The organism is Klebsiella sp. M041, assembly GCF_059759695.1.
The window spans coordinates 26,654-43,465 of the sequence record NZ_JCAXWU010000019.1 but is presented as its reverse complement, the minus strand read 5'-3'; the positions used below and the strand labels follow the sequence as shown (position 1 = coordinate 43,465).

The following is a 16,812-nucleotide window of genomic DNA, read 5'->3' as shown; positions in this document are numbered from 1 at the left end:
GGATGGCGGCGCATCGCGCCTCATCCGGGCTACCCGACGGCTCAGGTAGTCCCCAGGCCCGTACCGCCGGGCGACGAACGCAGGCACGGAGCCGCGACGCCTGACCCGGCCTGGGAAAGCGCGCCCCGATAAGCGTTACGAGTAGCGCTGCTGCAGCACCGGCGAGGCGGTAACGTCCTGGCTGGTGGGTATCGCGGCGGCAATCGCCTGAGTGCGGAAAGGGATCACCTGGGTGCGCCCATCCACCTCGACAATCTGATAGAACTGCGGCAGGTTGAAGTTGATAAAGCTGGAGCCGTAGGTAAAACGATCGTGCGATGACGAATAGAAGCGGCTGACGTCGCGCACCAGCTCCTCTTTGCTGCCCTCGCAGTGGTGATACACCTCAGCGCGGTTGCTCTCATCGAGAATATAGATGTTAAAGCCGCTGTCGTTGTTATCCGCGTCTTCAAAGAAGAACTGAATAATCCCTTCGCTGGCGAAGCCGTCCACAACCGCCGGCAGCTTAACGTGATTGGTTTCCACCTGCACCGACAGGCCGTGAAGCTTGTTGTGCGAGATAGCGCCGTAGAATTCAATGGCGTTTTCCAGCTTCTGCACCGAAACATTGAGACGCTCGAAGAACAGCCCCCAGGTCTGGCCGGAGACGCGCAGCGCTTTAAAGCGCCCGGTATCCTGGCGGGTACTGGAGAGACGCAGTTCGATGCACTCGGAGATCATCTGCTGTACGCGGGTACGGATCAGGCCGCGCAAGTGCTGGCTATAGCAGAACACCTCCACGCTGTCCGGCGGCGCGGCGTCCTGATGCATTTTACCGAGGATCGTTTTCAGCGCTTCGATCATCGCCTGCTCGCCGTTGAAATGCAGGGTACGCACTTCGTTCCACGAGTTGCGATACAGCAGGTCGACGCTGCCGATCAGGCATTTTTGCTCTTCGCCGAAGCTGAAAACATCAAGCTTACGGAAATCAAAGTGCACCACCTGATTGCGGAAGGCCGCCGTCGGGTCATATTCGAGGTTGACGATAATCGCCAGGTGGCGAATTTCGCATGGGCTGTATAGCGCTTTTGGCGTCGGCGCCGGCAGGCGCAGCGGGAAGTGGTGCGACACGTCGGCCACCATCTCCTGCAGCTTCGCCAGATCGACGATGCCGTTGCCCTTAATAAACAGGCGGGTGCGTGAGGTCAGCAGGCCGTTAAACCAGGCCCAGGCCACCAGCTTATTAAGATAACGGTTATATTCCAGCGGCTGATGGCTGATGATCGATTCCATATCCGGCGCGCGGTTATACAGATACCAACCGGTACGGTTGGCGCGACCCGGCGGCACGTGGATAAAGGTCAGATTCGGTTCCGACAGGTCCGGCGATATTTGCGGGTTCACCAGCGTCACTTTGCCCGGCAGCGCTTCAAAAGCCGCATACAGCTTACGCGTCAGCACGCCAATATCCTGCGGACTGGCGGAGACGCTGAGGTTATTGCGCCGCGCGAAGCGGATCAGATTACGATAGCTCTGCATCATCGCATCGAGCAGTTCGTTGTGCGCCTTGCGCACTTCATCAATTTTCCAGTTCGCGCGGTTGTCGAGCATCATCAGACGCTTTTCATCCCAGCCCCACGCGTTGACCAGCTGGCTGACGACTTCGCGACGCCAGCCGACGCAGGCGCGTTCGCGGCTGAGTTTTTCACACACTTTCAGATAGAAGCAGCGGCGCACCAGGTCGAGACGGGTTTCATCTTCGATGGCCTGCAGGTAGGTGGTGACGCGCTCCAGCATCATGCAGTACGGGTCGAGGCCGAAGGAGACGATCTCGCCATCGTGCAGGCGCTGTTTGATATCTTTCGCCAGCAGGCGGTTATTGGGGTATTCCCAGGAATAGGCTTCCAGCAGCAGCGTTTTCAGCACCGCTTTATAGGGGGAGTCGATACTCTTATACAGCTGCCACAGGCTGGCGCCGAAGTACTCTTCCGCCGACAGCGAGCTGAGGCCGCCGAGATCGAGCCACTCGTTTGGCGTCAGCACGCCCTGGGCATACAGCCCCATGACGTAATCGTCGTAATGCTCTTCTTCATCGCACGGCACCATATTCCACAGAATACGCTTGCCGGCGAGACGGACCGCGGTGCGGTAGAACTCATCGAGCAGTAAAATATGCTGGGTCGAACCGCAGTCTTCGCCGCCGAGGCTGCCGCTTTCGTTATGGCGGAAGCGGTTTTCATCGATCAGGAAGAAGCTGACTTCCACACCGAGCGAGGCCGCCCAGCTCTCAAGCAGGCTGCATTTTCGCTGCAGCAGCTGGCGCTCTTCGCTATCCAGCCAGGCCTGGTGACATACCCAGATATCCAGATCGGAAGAACAGCTCTGGCCGACGGAGGAGGTACTGCCCATCGAGTAGACGCCGGTGATCGGCAGCTCGCCTTTCGGCGGCTCCTGGGTCTGCATGCCGCGATGCAGTTCCAGTTCTTCAAGATAGTGGCGTTGGGTTTCATCAGGCGTGTAGAGGCAAATGCCACGGGGAACGTTACCGTCAAGGTAACCCGGCATCAGCGGGTGATGATAATGTAATAACGTTGGCAGTAGACTGTAAACCTGCTGGAAAGCGGGTCCCATGGCAGCAAGCGCGCGATCCACGCGCAGTTGGTTGATGGCATCCAGTCTCTGTTTCAGTGTCTCAATATAGAGGTACAAGACATATCGCCTGATGTTCAAAAACCCGAGGTACAATAGTACGGAGGATTTCAGTATTTCAACAAAAACCGTCACCATTCGTCGTCGGTGTGGTTGTGAAGAGCAGCGGACAGACAAATGGTTTAAAACGTGATCAATTTAACACCTTGCTCATTGACCGTAAAGAAAGATGCGCTACATACAAGTGTAGCACCGTTTATTACCTGTAAATTCCTCACTACGCCTCCGGCAACCGCCCACGCGCATGAAAGGTTAAAAAAGAGTGGGCCGGAGCTATCTCCCACATAAACCGTGAAAACTAACATCCGTAAGACAACAATGTTAGGATGGTTAGTGGTCGACAATGACGGTAACAAGCATGTTAGACAAAGTTTTGAAAATTGCCACACGGCAAAGCCCGCTTGCGCTATGGCAGGCGCAATATGTTAAAGCGCGCCTGGAACAAGCGCATCCCGGACTGAAGGTCGAGCTGGTGCCGATGGTCACTCGCGGGGATGTCATCCTTGATACTCCCCTGGCAAAGGTGGGTGGCAAGGGCTTATTTGTGAAAGAGTTAGAGCTTGCCATGCTCGAAGGGCGCGCCGATATCGCCGTTCATTCGATGAAAGATGTGCCGGTGGAATTCCCGGAGGGGCTGGGGCTGGTGACTATCTGCGAGCGCGACGATCCGCGCGACGCGTTTGTCTCCAATCGCTATGCCTCGATTGATGAACTCCCGGCCGGCAGCATCGTTGGCACGTCAAGTTTACGCCGTCAGTGCCAGCTGGCCGCCACCCGTCCGGATCTGGTGATCCGCTCTCTGCGCGGTAACGTCGGTACCCGACTGAGTAAGCTGGATAACGGCGAGTATGACGCCATCATCCTCGCCGCCGCCGGCCTGAAGCGCCTGCAGCTCGAGGCGCGAATTCGCCAGCCGCTGTCGCCTGAGCAATCTCTGCCGGCGGTCGGCCAGGGCGCGGTGGGCATCGAATGCCGTCTCGACGATGCATGGACCCAGGGGCTGTTAGCGCCTCTCAACCATACGGAAACGGCAGTGCGCGTTCGCGCCGAGCGGGCGATGAACACGCGTCTCGAAGGCGGCTGTCAGGTGCCGATTGGTAGCTATGCGGAACTGAAAGACGGTGAATTGTGGCTGCGGGCGCTGGTTGGCGCCCCGGATGGTTCGCAGATGGTACGCGGCGAACGGCGCGGGCCAGCAGAGCAGGCCGAAGCGCTTGGCATCTCGCTGGCGGAAGAGCTCCTGGATAACGGCGCCCGCGATATTCTCGCGGCAGTTTATGATGGAGAAGCCCCACGATGAGCATCCTGGTCACTCGTCCACTACCGCAAGGAGAAGCGCTGGTCAGCCGTCTGCGGGCCATGGGACGCGTGGCCTGGAGCTTTCCGCTGATAGAATTTACGCCCGGTCGGGAGCTTCCCGCGCTGGGCGACGCGCTTGCCCGCCTGGGGCCTGACGATCTGCTGTTCGCGCTGTCCCAGCATGCGGTGGAGTTCGCCCATGCCCGTCTGCAGCAACAGGGTATGCCCTGGCCCACTTCCCCGCGTTATTTTGCCATTGGCCGCACGACGGCGCTGGCCCTGCATACGGTCAGCGGGCAGCACATCCATTACCCGTTAGATCGGGAAATTAGCGAAGTCTTGCTACAATTACCTGAATTACAAAACATTGCCGGGAAGAATGCGCTGATCTTACGCGGCAATGGTGGGCGGGAACTCTTAGGCGCGACGCTGACCGAGCGCGGCGCCAGGGTCACATTTTGTGAATGTTATCAACGTAGTGCAAAGCATTACGATGGCGCAGAAGAAGCGATGCGCTGGCAATCTCGCGGGGTCACCACGCTGGTGGTCACCAGCGGCGAGATGCTGCAGCAGCTATGGTCGTTAATACCGCAATGGTATCGCGAACGGTGGCTCCTGCACTGCCGCGTTGTCGTTGTCAGCGAACGTCTGGCCCTTCAGGCCCGGGAGCTGGGCTGGCAGGAGATTCAGGTTGCCGATAGCGCCGACAACGATGCGCTGCTACGCGCATTACAATAACTCTCAACATTGGAAGCCATAATGACGGAACAACAAAATCAATCCGCCGTGGTTGAAGAGACCAGGGAGGCCGTGGAGACCACACCACAGCCAGAGAACACTGATAAGAAGAAGGCTGGCAACAAAACCAGCCTGGCGCTCAGCGCGATCGCTATCGCCATTGCGATAGCCGCCGGTATCGGCCTGTATGGCCTGAACAAACAGCAGGCCTCGCGTCAAAACGAAACCACCTCTGAATTATCAAGCCAGGTCGCGGCGCTGCAAAAAGCGCAGGAGAGCCAAAAAAGCGAACTGGAAGGCATTATCAAACAGCAGGCCGACCAGCTAAACGAAGCCAAACACCAGCAGGAGACGCTGGCCAAACAGCTGGACGAAGTCCAGCAAAAAGTGGCGATCATTTCCGGTAGCGACGCCAAAACCTGGCTGCTGGCCCAGGCCGACTTCCTCGTCAAGCTGGCGGGACGTAAGCTGTGGAGCGATCAGGATGTCACCACCGCCGCCGCGCTGCTGAAAAGCGCCGACGCCAGCCTCGCCGACATGAATGACCCAAGCCTGATCGGCGCCCGCCGGGCGATCACCGACGATATCGCCACCCTCTCCGCGGTGAACCAGGTCGACTACGACGGCATGATCCTCAAGGTTAATCAGCTGGCGAACCAAATCGATAACCTGCGGCTGGCGGATAATAACGATGACGATTCGCCGATGGATTCTGATAGCGATGAGCTCTCCAGCTCCATCAGCGAATGGCGCGTCAATCTGCAGAAAAGCTGGCAGAATTTTATGGACAGTTTTATCACCGTGCGCCGCCGCGATGAAACGGCGGTCCCGCTGCTGGCGCCGAATCAGGATATCTATCTGCGGGAAAATATTCGCTCTCGCCTGCTGGTCGCCGCGCAGGCAGTGCCGCGCCATCAGGAAGAGACCTGGAAACAGTCGCTGGATAACGTCTCGACCTGGGTACGCGCCTATTACGATACCGATGACGCCACCACTAAAGCCTTCCTTGAAGAGGTGGATAAGCTCAGTCAGCAAAGCATTACTATGACGGTGCCGGAAACGCTGCAGAGCCAGGCGTTGCTGGAAAAACTGATGCAGACCCGGGTGCGTAATCTGATGGCGCAGCCTGCCGTTTCCGCAGGCGGCGCGCCCTCGCCTGCACCTGCAGCACCGGCCGCCCCCGCTGCGCCGCAAGGAGAGTAACGCATGCTGAAAATTCTTTTACTCTTCGCACTGTTGATCGCCGGGATCGTGCTTGGCCCGATGATCGCCGGGCATCAGGGCTACGTCCTGATCCAGACCGATAATTACAATATCGAGACCAGCGTGACCGGGCTGGTGATCATCCTGATCCTCGCCATGGTGGTGCTGTTCGCCATTGAATGGCTGCTGCGCCGCATTTTCCGCACCGGGGCGCATACGCGCGGCTGGTTTGTCGGCCGTAAACGCCGTCGCGCGCGTAAGCAAACCGAGCAGGCGCTGCTTAAGCTGGCCGAAGGTGATTACCAGCAGGTTGAGAAGCTGATGGCGAAAAACGCCGATCACGCCGAACAGCCGGTGGTGAACTATCTGCTGGCGGCGGAAGCGGCCCAGCAGCGCGGCGATGAAGCGCGGGCTAACCAGCATCTGGAGCGCGCCACCGACCTAGCGGGCGATGACCTGATCCCGGTGGAAATCACCCGCGTTCGCCTGCAGCTGGCGCGCAATGAAAATCACGCCGCGCGTCATGGCATCGATAAGCTACTGGAAATCACCCCGCGTCATCCGGAAGTGCTGCGCCTCGCCGAACAGGCTTATACCCGTACCGGCGCCTGGCAGTCGCTGCTGGATATCATTCCGTCGATGGCGAAAGCTAACGTCGGCGATGAAGAGCACCGCGCCGCGCTGGAACAGCTGGCATGGGTTGGCCTGATGGACAAAGCGCTGGCCGACGGCGGCAGCGAGGGGCTGCGCGAATGGTGGCGCAACCAGAGCCGTAAAACGCGGGCGCTGGTGCCGCTGCAGGTGGCGATGGCCGAGCGCCTCATCGAGAGCGACGATCACGATACCGCGCAGCAAATTATTATTGATGGTCTGAAGAAACAGTATGACGACCGTCTGGTGATGCCGATCCCGCGCCTGAAGACCAATAACCCGGAACAGCTGGAGAAAGTACTGCGCCAGCAGATCAAAGCCGTTGGCGATCGTCCGCTGCTGTGGAGCACCCTGGGCCAGTCGCTGATGCGGCACGGCGAATGGCAGGAGGCCAGCATCGCCTTCCGCGCCGCGCTTAAGCAGCGTCCGGATGCCTTTGATTACGCCTGGCTGGCGGATGCTCTGGATCGTCTCCATCAACCGGAGGAAGCGGCTACCATGCGCCGCGATGGTCTGCTGCTGACGCTGCAGAATAACCCTCAGCAATAACCTCACCTGGCTGTCGCCTCCTGCGGGGCGATAGCCCTTCTACCCCGCCTTCCCGTTGACGATCCCCCTGAAAGAAAAAAACGCCTGCGCTGAAATCAGGGCAGGCGTTAAAACAGGTCTGTTTGACAACAAATTGGGTGCTTCACTCAACGTAATGTCCATGGTGTTTGATGAGGCATAAATGCGACATCTGTCAGTGGACGATAAGCACCGTAAGAACGGCTCTGCATCATTCCGGAGTTTATGAGGCACAAAGGCGAACATAAGAGATGGAATGAGCATCTACCCGATTATTATCGCACAGGATCCAGGGAAATTGCATCTACCACAGTGATGAATTGAGAGTTTTCCTGACGCGTATTCTTAAGCAAAGAGAAGATTTTTTATCAGCAAGATCAGGGAAATAAGTCATGGCAGGAAGTCACAGAAAACAAAAAACCCCGCCGAAGCGGGGTTCAAAATTGGTCGGCGAGAGAGGATTCGAACCTCCGACCCACTGGTCCCAAACCAGTTGCGCTACCAAGCTGCGCTACTCGCCGAAATACTGCTTTTTGAATTTTTAGTTCAATTCGTTAAAGTCGTGGTGCGAGGGGGGGGACTTGAACCCCCACGTCCGTAAGAACACTAACACCTGAAGCTAGCGCGTCTACCAATTCCGCCACCTTCGCAAATTCACAACTCTATCAAATAATGGGGTGGCTAATGGGATTCGAACCCACGACAACTGGAATCACAATCCAGGGCTCTACCAACTGAGCTATAGCCACCACTGCAAACCTTTTACGCGGTATTAAAACCACCGCAGCTCCAGCACCGGGTTAATGGTGCGCCCGACAGGATTCGAACCTGAGACCTCTGCCTCCGGAGGGCAGCGCTCTATCCAGCTGAGCTACGGGCGCTTAGCGCCGTTGCGGGGTCGGATAATACGGACTTCCTCCCCCGCTGTCTAGTGCCTTTTAAAAGAAAATTATCGTTTGCTCATGCTTTGTTCGTTTTGGCGCTTATTCAGCCGTATTATTGACTTGCCCCTGCCTTCCGAGGCCAAACACCTTATAAATCAGGGTAACGGCAGCAAGGAAAATAATGCCGACAAAGAGCGACATCCGGGTTTCATCATTCAGCCCCATCCCGACCAGCACGCAGATCAGGAAAGCCATGGTGAAATAGTTGGCCCACGGAAACAGCAGCGAACGGAACGGATGGCTGGCTATCGCTGCCCGATGTACGCGACGGAAACGCAGCTGACTAATCAGGATCACAAACCAGGGCACCATCCCCGGCAGGACGCTGGCGCTATAGACATAGACAAACACCCGTTGCGGATTAGGAATGATGTAATTCAGGCAGGAGCCTACCAGCAGGATCAGAATAGACAGCGCCACGCCGACGGCCGGAACGCCGTTGCGCGATACCTTACCGATCGCCGCCGGCAGCTGACGGTTCTTCGCCAGGGCGTACAGCATACGTCCGCAGCTGTACATCCCGCTGTTGCAGCCGGAAAGCGCCGCCGTCAGCACCACAAAGTTGATAATCCCCGCCGCGGCGGTAATACCGATTTTGGCAAACGTCAGTACGAACGGGCTGCCGTTGGAGCCGATTTGATCCCATGGGAAGATGGTGACGATAACGAAAATCGCGCCGACGTAGAAAATCAGGATCCGCCACAGCACTTTGCCCACCGCGCTGCGCAGTGTGACCTGCGGATTTTTCGCTTCACCAGCGGTAATGCCGATGAGCTCCACGCCCTGATAGGACGCGACCACGATACACAGCGCCGTCAGGAAGCCCTTCCAGCCGCCGGCAAAGAAGCCGCCATGTTCGGTCAGGTTGCCAAAACCGATGGAGTGGCCGCCGTTGCCAAAGCCGAAGAAAATGACGCCCAGGCCCACGACGATCATCACGATAATGGTGGTCACTTTAATCATGGCGAACCAGAACTCGATTTCACCGTACAGCCGGACCGCCGCGAGGTTAGCCAGCGCCACCAGCCCCACGGCAATTAACGCCGGGATCCACTGCGCCATCTCCGGGAACCAGAACTGCACATAGACGCCGATGGCGGTAATCTCAGAGATGCCCACCGCCATCCACATAAACCAGTACGACCAGGCGGTCAGGTAGCCGAAGAAGGGGCTCATATAGCGATGCGCATACACTGCGAAGGAGCCGGTGACGGGCTCAAGGAACAGCATTTCGCCCATTGAGCGCATAATGAAAAAGACGAATAGGCCAGCGATAATGTACGCCAGCAGCACGGAAGGCCCAGCCCACTTCAGGGTACTGGCCGCCCCCATAAACAACCCCACGCCAATCGTCCCCCCAAGGGCGATCAGTTCAATATGCCGGGCCTCCAGTCCACGCTGGAGCTCCGCTTTTTTCTCAGTCATATATCCTCTTGTGTTTGCCGTATTCCGGGTACTCCCGGTTATTGTTATTAACTGAACTCATAGCCTTGCCGACGCGCAGGTCTCCCCCCGCGCGTATGAAGCCTGCGAATGGTTAATGAATTTTATGGAAATGGCAAATAAAGTATCAGGCGAGTAAAGACATTAAACAGAAAATGGACACAAACTCGCCAGAATGCAGAGGAATATTAGAGTTTATTGGTGTAATGCCAACGTAAATATCGTAGCAGCCGGGCCTGCCTTTTAATCCGGCTCGGCTGGGAAACCAGGCGGTAAAACCACTCCAGCCCCAGATCCTGCCAGAACTTCGGCGCCCGATGAACGTGCCCGGTGAAAACATCGTAAGTGCCGCCGACGCCCATATACAGCGCGTGCGGGTACAGGCGCCGACAGTCGCGCATAAAGATCTCCTGACGCGGGGACCCCATGGCGACGGTGACGATTTTCGCCCCGCTGTCGCGAATGCGTTCGAACAATGCCTGCCGTTGCTCAGGCGCAAAATAGCCGTCCTGGCTGCCGACGATATTCACCTGCCAGCGCTGGCGCAGGCTGGACGCCGTCTGCGCCAGGACTTCAGGTTTACCGCCGACCAAAAACACCGGAGTGCCTTCAGCGCCGGCGCGCTGCATTAACGCTTCCCAGAGATCGGCTCCCGCCACGCGGGACACCTGGGCCTGCGGATATTTTTTACGCAGCGAACGTACCACGCTGATGCCATCCGCATATTTAAACTCCGCCGCCTCAATCAGCGCCCGCACCTCGGGGTTATCCTCTACGGCCAGCATTTTCTCGGCATTAATCGCCACCAGCGTCCCCTCCCGGAGAACGCCGTCGGCATATAAATAATCCAGAGCGTGCTGCATATCGCGCCAGCCTATGAGCTGCAGCCCTCTTAACAGGTACAACGGCGCGGAAATGGTCCCAGTCATGTCCATCCTTCTCAGACTTGCGGTTGCGAAAGCGGTTTTACGCGCTTATGAATCAGTCCCACGCTATCCAGGAACCAGTACAGCAGTTTCGCCGCCAGCAAGCAGATACCAAAGATCACGAGGAAAAACACCACGCGGGAGCCGAACGAATCCAGCCCCTCGCGCGCCAGCACTATCATGTTGAAGATAGCGCCGAAACAGAAACTATGCAGGATTGCCGCTTTATAGCGATTGCTCTCCCGGTTGCCGAGCTCATACAGCCAGTCGAACCATTTAATAATCAACCCGACCGCCACAGCGCCCAGCGGCACAAACCAGACGCCGCCCATCACCACCAGCGAGCCAATCAGCGTCGGCGAAATCGCCAGCCCCGAATGGTTGTTTAACACTTCCCAGGTGAAGTAGTTGGCGGTATTGAGCACCATCGTCGGACGACCGTGCCACATCCAGCTGGGGATAAAGACGTAGAAGTCGCGGATCATCGGCGCCAGCCCCTGGAAATCGATCTTGTCATAGTTTTGCAGCAGCAGCGCCAGGTTCTCCCACGGCGAGAAGGTATCGCGTGTGAGATAGAGGAAGGTATAAAACGCTTCGTCGCCGCTGACGTTCATCCCGTAGCGCTTCAGCGCCAGCCAGAACATGCCGACGATGCCCAGCACGCCCGCCGCAGCCAGCATCCACAAGCTGATCCAGCCGCGAATAATGCCGATAAACAGGAAGATGGCGAAGGCGATGATGATATTGGCGCGAGTCCCGCCGACGATAGCGTAGGTCAGCAGACCAAAGGCCACGGTGCTGACGAGGAAGAAAATCCACGCCTTATAATCCTGGCGCAGGAAATAGACCACCAGCATCGCCGGGATAAAGAAGTAGAAGAAGCGCTTCAACGCCACGCCGGAGACTTCAGCAGAGAAAATCTGGCTGTAGGAGTTGAGCTTAAACAGCAGGAAACCATTGTGGGCGAAGAAGATGCCGACGCACAGCAGCGCCAGCCCCATCAGTATGCCCCACGCCAGATGGGTTTCCACCCGGTTCATGGTAAACAGCGGCCGACGCGTAACCTCACGCGATGCCGGACGCAGCCGCGTTTTATAGGTCACGTAGTAGATCGCGTAGAAGCACACCGCGATCAGCAGCGTCTGCAGCAAAATCTCCGGCGGCGCCACGCTGACGTCAAAGCGGAACACCAGAATACTGGTCAGCGGGAAACCGAAGAAAAAGGTCAGCAGAAACAGCAACGAGAAAAAGACGTTGAAGTTGAAGCGTACCCGACGGAACTCAAACCAGGTGGCGGTGGCGATAAACAGCGTCGACAGCAGCCAGACCACCAGCAGCCCGCTAAATTGCATTAACGTCATGCCTGCCCCTCCGCCGCTAACCGTAGCGCCCGCTGCCAGCCCGTCAGATAGTTCGGCCGGAAGAAAGCGATACCCGACTTATCCACGCTCGCCAGCTGGCGCTGCGCTTCGCGCACCACGCTGACGTCCAGCGCATCGCTGGTGAACAGCACCGGCACATGCTGCTCGGTCATATCCTGCCAGAATGGGTTTTCGCGGTTGAGCACGCAGGGAATGCCCGCCTGAATCAACAGGCACAAGGTGCCGATCCCCTGCTGACGCGCAAACAGGAAATAGCCCAGATCGCAGCGGCGCAGCAGCGCCAGATAATCATGAAACTCAAGCTTCTCGCTGAGGATCTGCAGATGCTCGCGACTAAACAGCGCCGCCCCCGCCTCACGAACCTCATTGATATAGGCCTCGTTATTCGCCGGATAGCCCATCGGCACGATGACGTTTACCGTATCGCCAAACTGCTGATGGATAGCCTTCAGCGCGGCAATATGTTCATTGCTGCGATCCCCGGAGTTGCCCACCAGAATGGTCAGCGTGTCGCCACGCGGCGCGTTTTCGGCCAGGGTATTCAGCGCCGGATCCATACGGGTCGGGAAGTAGAGCAGTTCGCCCGGAACACGCGGATGGCGGTTAGCGAACCAGCTAAGATCGCCGCGGGTGGCGAAAACGCGCCCTACCCGCCCCTGCGCCAGGCGGCGCAGCGGATAGAACAGGCGGAACTTCAGGCTGGTCGCGTTTTCATACAGATCCGCCCCCCAGATATGCCAGTTAAACTGCGATGGGCGGATACCGCCGCTCAACAGCGCCAGCCACAGGCCGGTATTGAACTGGCCGTGGAAGAAAAAGCGCTGCTGACGGGTGGCTTTGGCTTGCGCAATCACCGCCTGCGCCAGCGACTTCTTCCCCGGATAGCAGGTGATGTCCAGCGCCGGATACCCATCACGCACGCTGGCCTCATCACCGACGACCATAAATCTCCTGGCCTGCGGATCGGCGGCCAGTTCGTCGTTAAAGAACCGCAGTACGGTCTGGTTATGATGCGGGATATCCGATCCCAGTACATGTATCAGTGCTGTCATGCCCGTTTACGCCAGAGTAAAAACACGCCACTACAAAGGGCGAAATAAACAATATAAGTGGCCATATACGCCTGCGCCGCGCCAACCGCGCCGTGCGCCGGTATAAGCCAGTGTGAAAATGCGGTCAGCAGCGTGAACTGGCTGATTTCCGTCAGAATATAAAAACGCAGCGACGCTTTAGCGATCACCAGATAGCCATAGACGTAAGCGCCTACTTTTAAAACGTCGCCCACCAGCTGCCAGGCGAACAGGTCACGCATCGCGGTAAAGCGATCGGAAAACAGCAGCCAGATGGCAAAATCGCGCAGCAGCCAGACCGTCAGGCTTGCCGCCGCCACTGCCGGCAGGACGAATTTCAGCGACTTGACTATCTCGCGGGTGATATCCGTTTTGGCGCTCAGCCGCGACAGCGTCGGCAGGAGATAGACGCTGAACGAGGCGGTAATAAACTGCAGATAGGCATCGGAGATACTGCTCACCCCCTGCCAGATACCGACCGCCTCCCAGCCATAATGCGCCGCCAGCAGATTACGCATCATCACATAAGCCACCGGCAGGGTCACTGAGGTTATCAGCGCCATCAGAGTAAATTTAGATAGCCGTCCCGCCAGACCGTTATCCCAGCGCGGACGCAGGGCGCTCAGCGGAATATTACCCCGCCGCCAGAGCATGATGCCCGCCGGGATCACCACCAGCGCCGGCACTAACGCCAGCCCCAGCAGCGCCCCCTGGTAACCACCGAAGTAGTAACAGGCATAATAGGCCACCACGCCAATCAGGCTGCCGGCAATCAGCGAGAAGGCGTTTCCCGCCGCATCGCGAAAGCCTTTCATCAGCGCCAGCAGGAAGTTCGCCCAGGCGATCCCCATCTGCACCAGCGCCACCAGCCGTACCAGATTCTGATAATGAGTATGACCGAACAGCCCCTGGCTTATCGGCGCCGCCGCCAGTAAAAACACCAGCGCCAGCAGCGTGGAAAAGCCAAGCACCATCGCCGACGAGGTGCCCACCACCTGCTTCAGGCGCGGGGGATCGTCGTGATGCTGAGCCACCAGCTTCGTGACGCCGTTAAATATCCCGGCCCCGGCCAGCACGCCGAGCACGGTGACCAGTTGCCGGAAGTTACCGGCCTGACCAACGCCCGCGGGCCCAAACGAGACGGCCAACAGCTTGACGACCAACAGCCCGGCGCCGATTTTGACCAGCGTCGAGGCCGCCGTCCACAATGAGGCTTTTGCTAACGACATATCAGGAGAAGTAGCTCAGCAGTGAGTTAATCACCGTCCGCTGGTTCACCACAGACAGATTGTAAAACAGCGGCAGGCGCACCAGGCGCTCGCTCTCCTGGGTGGTATAGCGGTCTTCACCGTGGAATTCGCCGAAGTGTTCGCCTGCCGGACAGCTGTGCAGGGGAATGTAATGGAATACCGCGAGGATCTCCGCCTCTTTCAGCCAGGCGATAAGCCTGCTGCGATCCTCGATATCGCGCAGCTTAATGTAGAACATGTGCGCGTTTTGCCCGCAGTCAGCCGGGACCGTCGGCAGTTCAATACGTCCCGCGCGGGCCAGCGGCAGCAGCGCGTCATAGTAATTCTGCCACAGCGCCAGACGCTGCTGGTTGATGCGCTCCGCCGCTTCCAGCTGCGCCCACAGATAGGCAGCCTGCAGGTCGGACATCAGATAGCTGGAGCCAATGTCCCGCCAGGTATATTTATCCACCAGACCACGAAAGAACTGGCTGCGGTTGGTGCCTTTTTCGCGAATGATCTCCGCACGTTCCACCAGCGTGCGATCGTTGATCAGCGTCGCCCCGCCCTCACCGCCGGCGGTGTAGTTTTTAGTTTCATGGAAGCTGAAGCAGCCGATATGGCCGATGGTGCCCAGCGCGCGCCCCTTGTAGGTGGACATCACCCCCTGCGCGGCGTCTTCCACCACGAACAGGTTGTACTTGTCGGCGATGGCCATGATGGTATCCATCTCGCAGGCTACGCCGGCATAGTGCACGGGGACGATCGCCCGGGTTTTATCGGTGATAGCGGCTTCGATTAACGTTTCATCGATATTCATCGTATCGCGACGGATATCGACGAAGACGATTTTCGCCCCGCGCAGCACAAAGGCATTGGCGGTGGAGACAAAGGTATAGCTGGGCATAATCACTTCGTCGCCCGGCTGGATATCCAGCAGCAGCGCGGCCATCTCCAGCGAAGCCGTGCAGGAAGGGGTTAGCAGGGCTTTTGCCGTGCCAAAACGCTGCTCCATCCACTGCTGGCAGCGGCGCGTAAAGCCGCCGTCGCCGCACAGCTTGCCGCTGTTCATCGCAGACTGCATGTAATCAAGCTCGGTTCCAACCACCGGCGGCGCGTTAAATGGGATCATGGGGTCACCTGTATAGCCAGTAGGCGGTGCTTTCCACATTAGCACCGCTGAGAATATAACGTTTAAGCGCGGCGGTGTTGCCCATCTGGGTCGCCACCCGCAGTGTAGAAAGTCCGCGCGAAGCGGCCCAGTACCGCGCCGCCTGCATCAGCTGCGCCCCGGCGCCGCGTCCGGCCAGCAGGCCGATACGCGCCTCGGTGGCATTGAGCTGGCGCAGAGAGACAAAGGCGCGAATATCGCCCTCTGGATGGCGGTAAATCAGGCACTGATGATCGAAGGTGCCGCGCACCGCATTTTCAATCCACTGGGCATAGAAGCGGCCGCTGGCGTCGGCAGCATACCAGGGCGCGCGAAAGCGGCTCATCGCAAAGGCCTGCGCCGCCTGCTCGCGCAGTGGCGCAATATCCGCCTCCACGGCGACGTCGGCGCCCGCATCCGCAGGGTTGCCCACCGGTAGCGCCAGATCGACCTCGCCTTCCACCAGCTGAAAACCCAGCTGCTGCAGCGCGTCGAGCCGGACGGTGTCGCTGGCGGCTACCTTCGCCTGCACTCGCGACCACCCCGCCAGCGCCTCAGGCGTCAGCCGCGGCGCATGCTCGTCAAAGTGAACGACGGCGCTGTTAACGGCAAAGAAGCGGTTCTCCCACTCCAGGGGATCAATACTGGCGCGGACGGGCACGGAGCAGATCCAGCAGATATTGGCCGTAGCCGGTTTTTTCCAACCGCTTCGCCGCGTGTTTGACGCCGTCGTCGTCCAGCCAGCCGTTGCGCCAGCCGATCTCTTCCAGACAGGCGATTTTGAAGCCCTGACGCTTCTCGACGGTCTGCACGAACATGCTGGCCTCGATCAGGCTATCGTGGGTGCCGGTATCCAGCCACGCAAAGCCGCGTCCAAGCAGTTCGACGGTCAGTGCGCCATCTTCAAGGTACATCTGGTTGATGGAGGTGATTTCCAGTTCGCCGCGCTCGGATGGCTTGACCCGTTTGGCGTACTCCGCCACCTTGCCATCGTAGAAATAGAGACCGGTGACCGCCCAGTTCGACTTCGGCTGCTTCGGCTTCTCTTCCAGCGACAGCGCGCGAAAGTTGTCATCAAACTCCACCACGCCAAAGCGCTCAGGATCCATCACCTGATAGCCAAAAATCGTCGCCCCTTCCGTGCGGGAAGCCACGCTGCGCAGCTTGGGGCTGAAGCTCTGGCCGAAGAAGATGTTGTCGCCTAACACCAGGCACGCCGGTTCGCCGTTAAGAAAGGCTTCGCCGATGATAAACGCCTGGGCTAAACCATCCGGCGTCGGCTGTACGGCATAGTGCAGCGCAATGCCAAACTCTGAGCCATCGCCGAGCAGGCGCTGGAAATCGCGCAGATCGTCCGGCGTGGTGATGATCAGGATCTCACGGATCCCGGCCAGCATTAATACCGACAGCGGGTAGTAGATCATCGGCTTATCGTAGATCGGCAACAGCTGCTTCGACACGCCGCGGGTGATGGGATGCAGTCGCGTTCCGGAACCCCCCGCCAGAATAATACCTTTCATCA

General features: G+C 58.3%; 13 protein-coding genes and 4 tRNA genes. 4 read left to right on the top strand and 13 right to left on the bottom strand.

Translation table 11 applies throughout. The features are described 5' to 3' along the window. Positions 1–135: 135 nt before the first annotated feature. Positions 136–2,688, bottom strand: coding sequence for a class I adenylate cyclase (cyaA, locus tag AC6CWS_RS21560; RefSeq protein WP_002883383.1), 2,553 nt, complete (start codon positions 2,686–2,688; stop codon positions 136–138). A 358-nt stretch (positions 2,689–3,046) separates the two neighbouring features. On the opposite strand from cyaA, the gene hemC reads away from it, so the two are divergent. The 4 genes from hemC to hemY are packed head-to-tail and all read left to right on the top strand — an operon-like array spanning position 3,047 to position 7,128. After that, positions 3,047–3,988, top strand: coding sequence for a hydroxymethylbilane synthase (hemC, locus tag AC6CWS_RS21555; RefSeq protein ID WP_065883613.1), 942 nt, complete (start codon positions 3,047–3,049; stop codon positions 3,986–3,988). Further along, complete coding sequence (hemD, locus tag AC6CWS_RS21550) at positions 3,985–4,725, top strand: uroporphyrinogen-III synthase (protein ID WP_023291564.1); 741 nt, start codon at positions 3,985–3,987, stop codon at positions 4,723–4,725. The genes hemC and hemD overlap by 4 nt, the downstream gene beginning before the upstream one ends. 21 nt (positions 4,726–4,746) lie before the next feature. Then, complete coding sequence (gene hemX, locus AC6CWS_RS21545; protein WP_080901785.1) at positions 4,747–5,928, top strand: uroporphyrinogen-III C-methyltransferase; 1,182 nt, start codon at positions 4,747–4,749, stop codon at positions 5,926–5,928. Between the two features lie 3 nt (positions 5,929–5,931). Next, a complete protein-coding gene (gene hemY, locus AC6CWS_RS21540; RefSeq protein ID WP_023291562.1) occupies positions 5,932–7,128 on the top strand; it encodes a protoheme IX biogenesis protein HemY in 1,197 nt (398 codons plus the stop codon). Positions 7,129–7,590: 462 nt separating this feature from the next. On the opposite strand, the gene AC6CWS_RS21535 is transcribed toward hemY, so the two are convergent. The 12 genes from AC6CWS_RS21535 to rfbA form a co-directional block, all read right to left on the bottom strand. Then, positions 7,591–7,667: transfer RNA gene (locus AC6CWS_RS21535), tRNA-Pro, on the bottom strand. 42 nt (positions 7,668–7,709) lie between these two features. Further along, positions 7,710–7,796 (bottom strand) — tRNA-Leu (locus AC6CWS_RS21530). Between the two features lie 23 nt (positions 7,797–7,819). After that, positions 7,820–7,895: transfer RNA gene (locus tag AC6CWS_RS21525), tRNA-His, on the bottom strand. 55 nt (positions 7,896–7,950) lie between these two features. Further along, a tRNA-Arg gene (locus tag AC6CWS_RS21520) sits at positions 7,951–8,027 on the bottom strand. Positions 8,028–8,129: 102 nt separating this feature from the next. After that, positions 8,130–9,515 carry a bifunctional threonine/serine APC transporter ThrP gene (gene thrP / locus AC6CWS_RS21515; protein WP_012969196.1) on the bottom strand — a complete coding sequence of 462 codons (1,386 nt, stop codon included), beginning with the start codon at positions 9,513–9,515 and terminating at the stop codon, positions 8,130–8,132. Positions 9,516–9,721: 206 nt separating this feature from the next. Further along, positions 9,722–10,462, bottom strand: a complete 741-nt coding sequence (gene wecG, locus AC6CWS_RS21510) for a lipopolysaccharide N-acetylmannosaminouronosyltransferase (RefSeq protein ID WP_023291561.1) — start codon at positions 10,460–10,462, stop codon at positions 9,722–9,724. A gap of 11 nt (positions 10,463–10,473) precedes the next feature. Next, positions 10,474–11,820, bottom strand: coding sequence for an ECA oligosaccharide polymerase (gene wzyE, locus AC6CWS_RS21505; RefSeq protein WP_032454510.1), 1,347 nt, complete (start codon positions 11,818–11,820; stop codon positions 10,474–10,476). Next, the gene (locus AC6CWS_RS21500) at positions 11,817–12,893 is read right to left on the bottom strand and encodes a TDP-N-acetylfucosamine:lipid II N-acetylfucosaminyltransferase (protein ID WP_065883608.1); all 1,077 of its coding nucleotides are present in this window, start codon (positions 12,891–12,893) and stop codon (positions 11,817–11,819) included. The genes wzyE and AC6CWS_RS21500 overlap by 4 nt, the downstream gene beginning before the upstream one ends. Next, entirely contained in the window at positions 12,890–14,140 is a 1,251-nt protein-coding gene (gene wzxE, locus AC6CWS_RS21495) for a lipid III flippase WzxE (protein WP_065883607.1), read from the bottom strand. Before wzxE ends, AC6CWS_RS21500 begins: the two co-directional genes overlap by 4 nt. 1 nt (position 14,141) lies before the next feature. After that, positions 14,142–15,272 carry a dTDP-4-amino-4,6-dideoxygalactose transaminase gene (gene rffA, locus AC6CWS_RS21490; RefSeq protein WP_044521751.1) on the bottom strand — a complete coding sequence of 377 codons (1,131 nt, stop codon included), beginning with the start codon at positions 15,270–15,272 and terminating at the stop codon, positions 14,142–14,144. 4 nt (positions 15,273–15,276) lie between these two features. Beyond that, positions 15,277–15,951 (bottom strand): dTDP-4-amino-4,6-dideoxy-D-galactose acyltransferase, encoded by a 675-nt coding sequence (gene rffC, locus AC6CWS_RS21485; RefSeq protein WP_023291556.1) that lies wholly within the window; start codon positions 15,949–15,951, stop codon positions 15,277–15,279. Further along, complete coding sequence (gene rfbA / locus AC6CWS_RS21480) at positions 15,929–16,810, bottom strand: glucose-1-phosphate thymidylyltransferase RfbA (RefSeq protein WP_065883605.1); 882 nt, start codon at positions 16,808–16,810, stop codon at positions 15,929–15,931. Before rfbA ends, rffC begins: the two co-directional genes overlap by 23 nt. Positions 16,811–16,812 lie beyond the last annotated feature (2 nt).

Bases quoted from the DNA above. Each gene is read 5' to 3' on its own strand.
- hemC (WP_065883613.1), top strand. From the start codon at position 3,047: ATGTTAGACAAAGTTTTGAAAATTGCCACACGGCAAAGCCCGCTTGCG.
- hemD (WP_023291564.1), top strand. From the start codon at position 3,985: ATGAGCATCCTGGTCACTCGTCCACTACCGCAAGGAGAAGCGCTGGTC.
- hemX (WP_080901785.1), top strand. From the start codon at position 4,747: ATGACGGAACAACAAAATCAATCCGCCGTGGTTGAAGAGACCAGGGAG.
- hemY (WP_023291562.1), top strand. From the start codon at position 5,932: ATGCTGAAAATTCTTTTACTCTTCGCACTGTTGATCGCCGGGATCGTG.
- thrP (WP_012969196.1), bottom strand. From the start codon at position 9,515: ATGACTGAGAAAAAAGCGGAGCTCCAGCGTGGACTGGAGGCCCGGCAT.
- wecG (WP_023291561.1), bottom strand. From the start codon at position 10,462: ATGACTGGGACCATTTCCGCGCCGTTGTACCTGTTAAGAGGGCTGCAG.
- wzyE (WP_032454510.1), bottom strand. From the start codon at position 11,820: ATGACGTTAATGCAATTTAGCGGGCTGCTGGTGGTCTGGCTGCTGTCG.
- AC6CWS_RS21500 (WP_065883608.1), bottom strand. From the start codon at position 12,893: ATGACAGCACTGATACATGTACTGGGATCGGATATCCCGCATCATAAC.
- wzxE (WP_065883607.1), bottom strand. From the start codon at position 14,140: ATGTCGTTAGCAAAAGCCTCATTGTGGACGGCGGCCTCGACGCTGGTC.
- rffA (WP_044521751.1), bottom strand. From the start codon at position 15,272: ATGATCCCATTTAACGCGCCGCCGGTGGTTGGAACCGAGCTTGATTAC.
- rfbA (WP_065883605.1), bottom strand. From the start codon at position 16,810: ATGAAAGGTATTATTCTGGCGGGGGGTTCCGGAACGCGACTGCATCCC.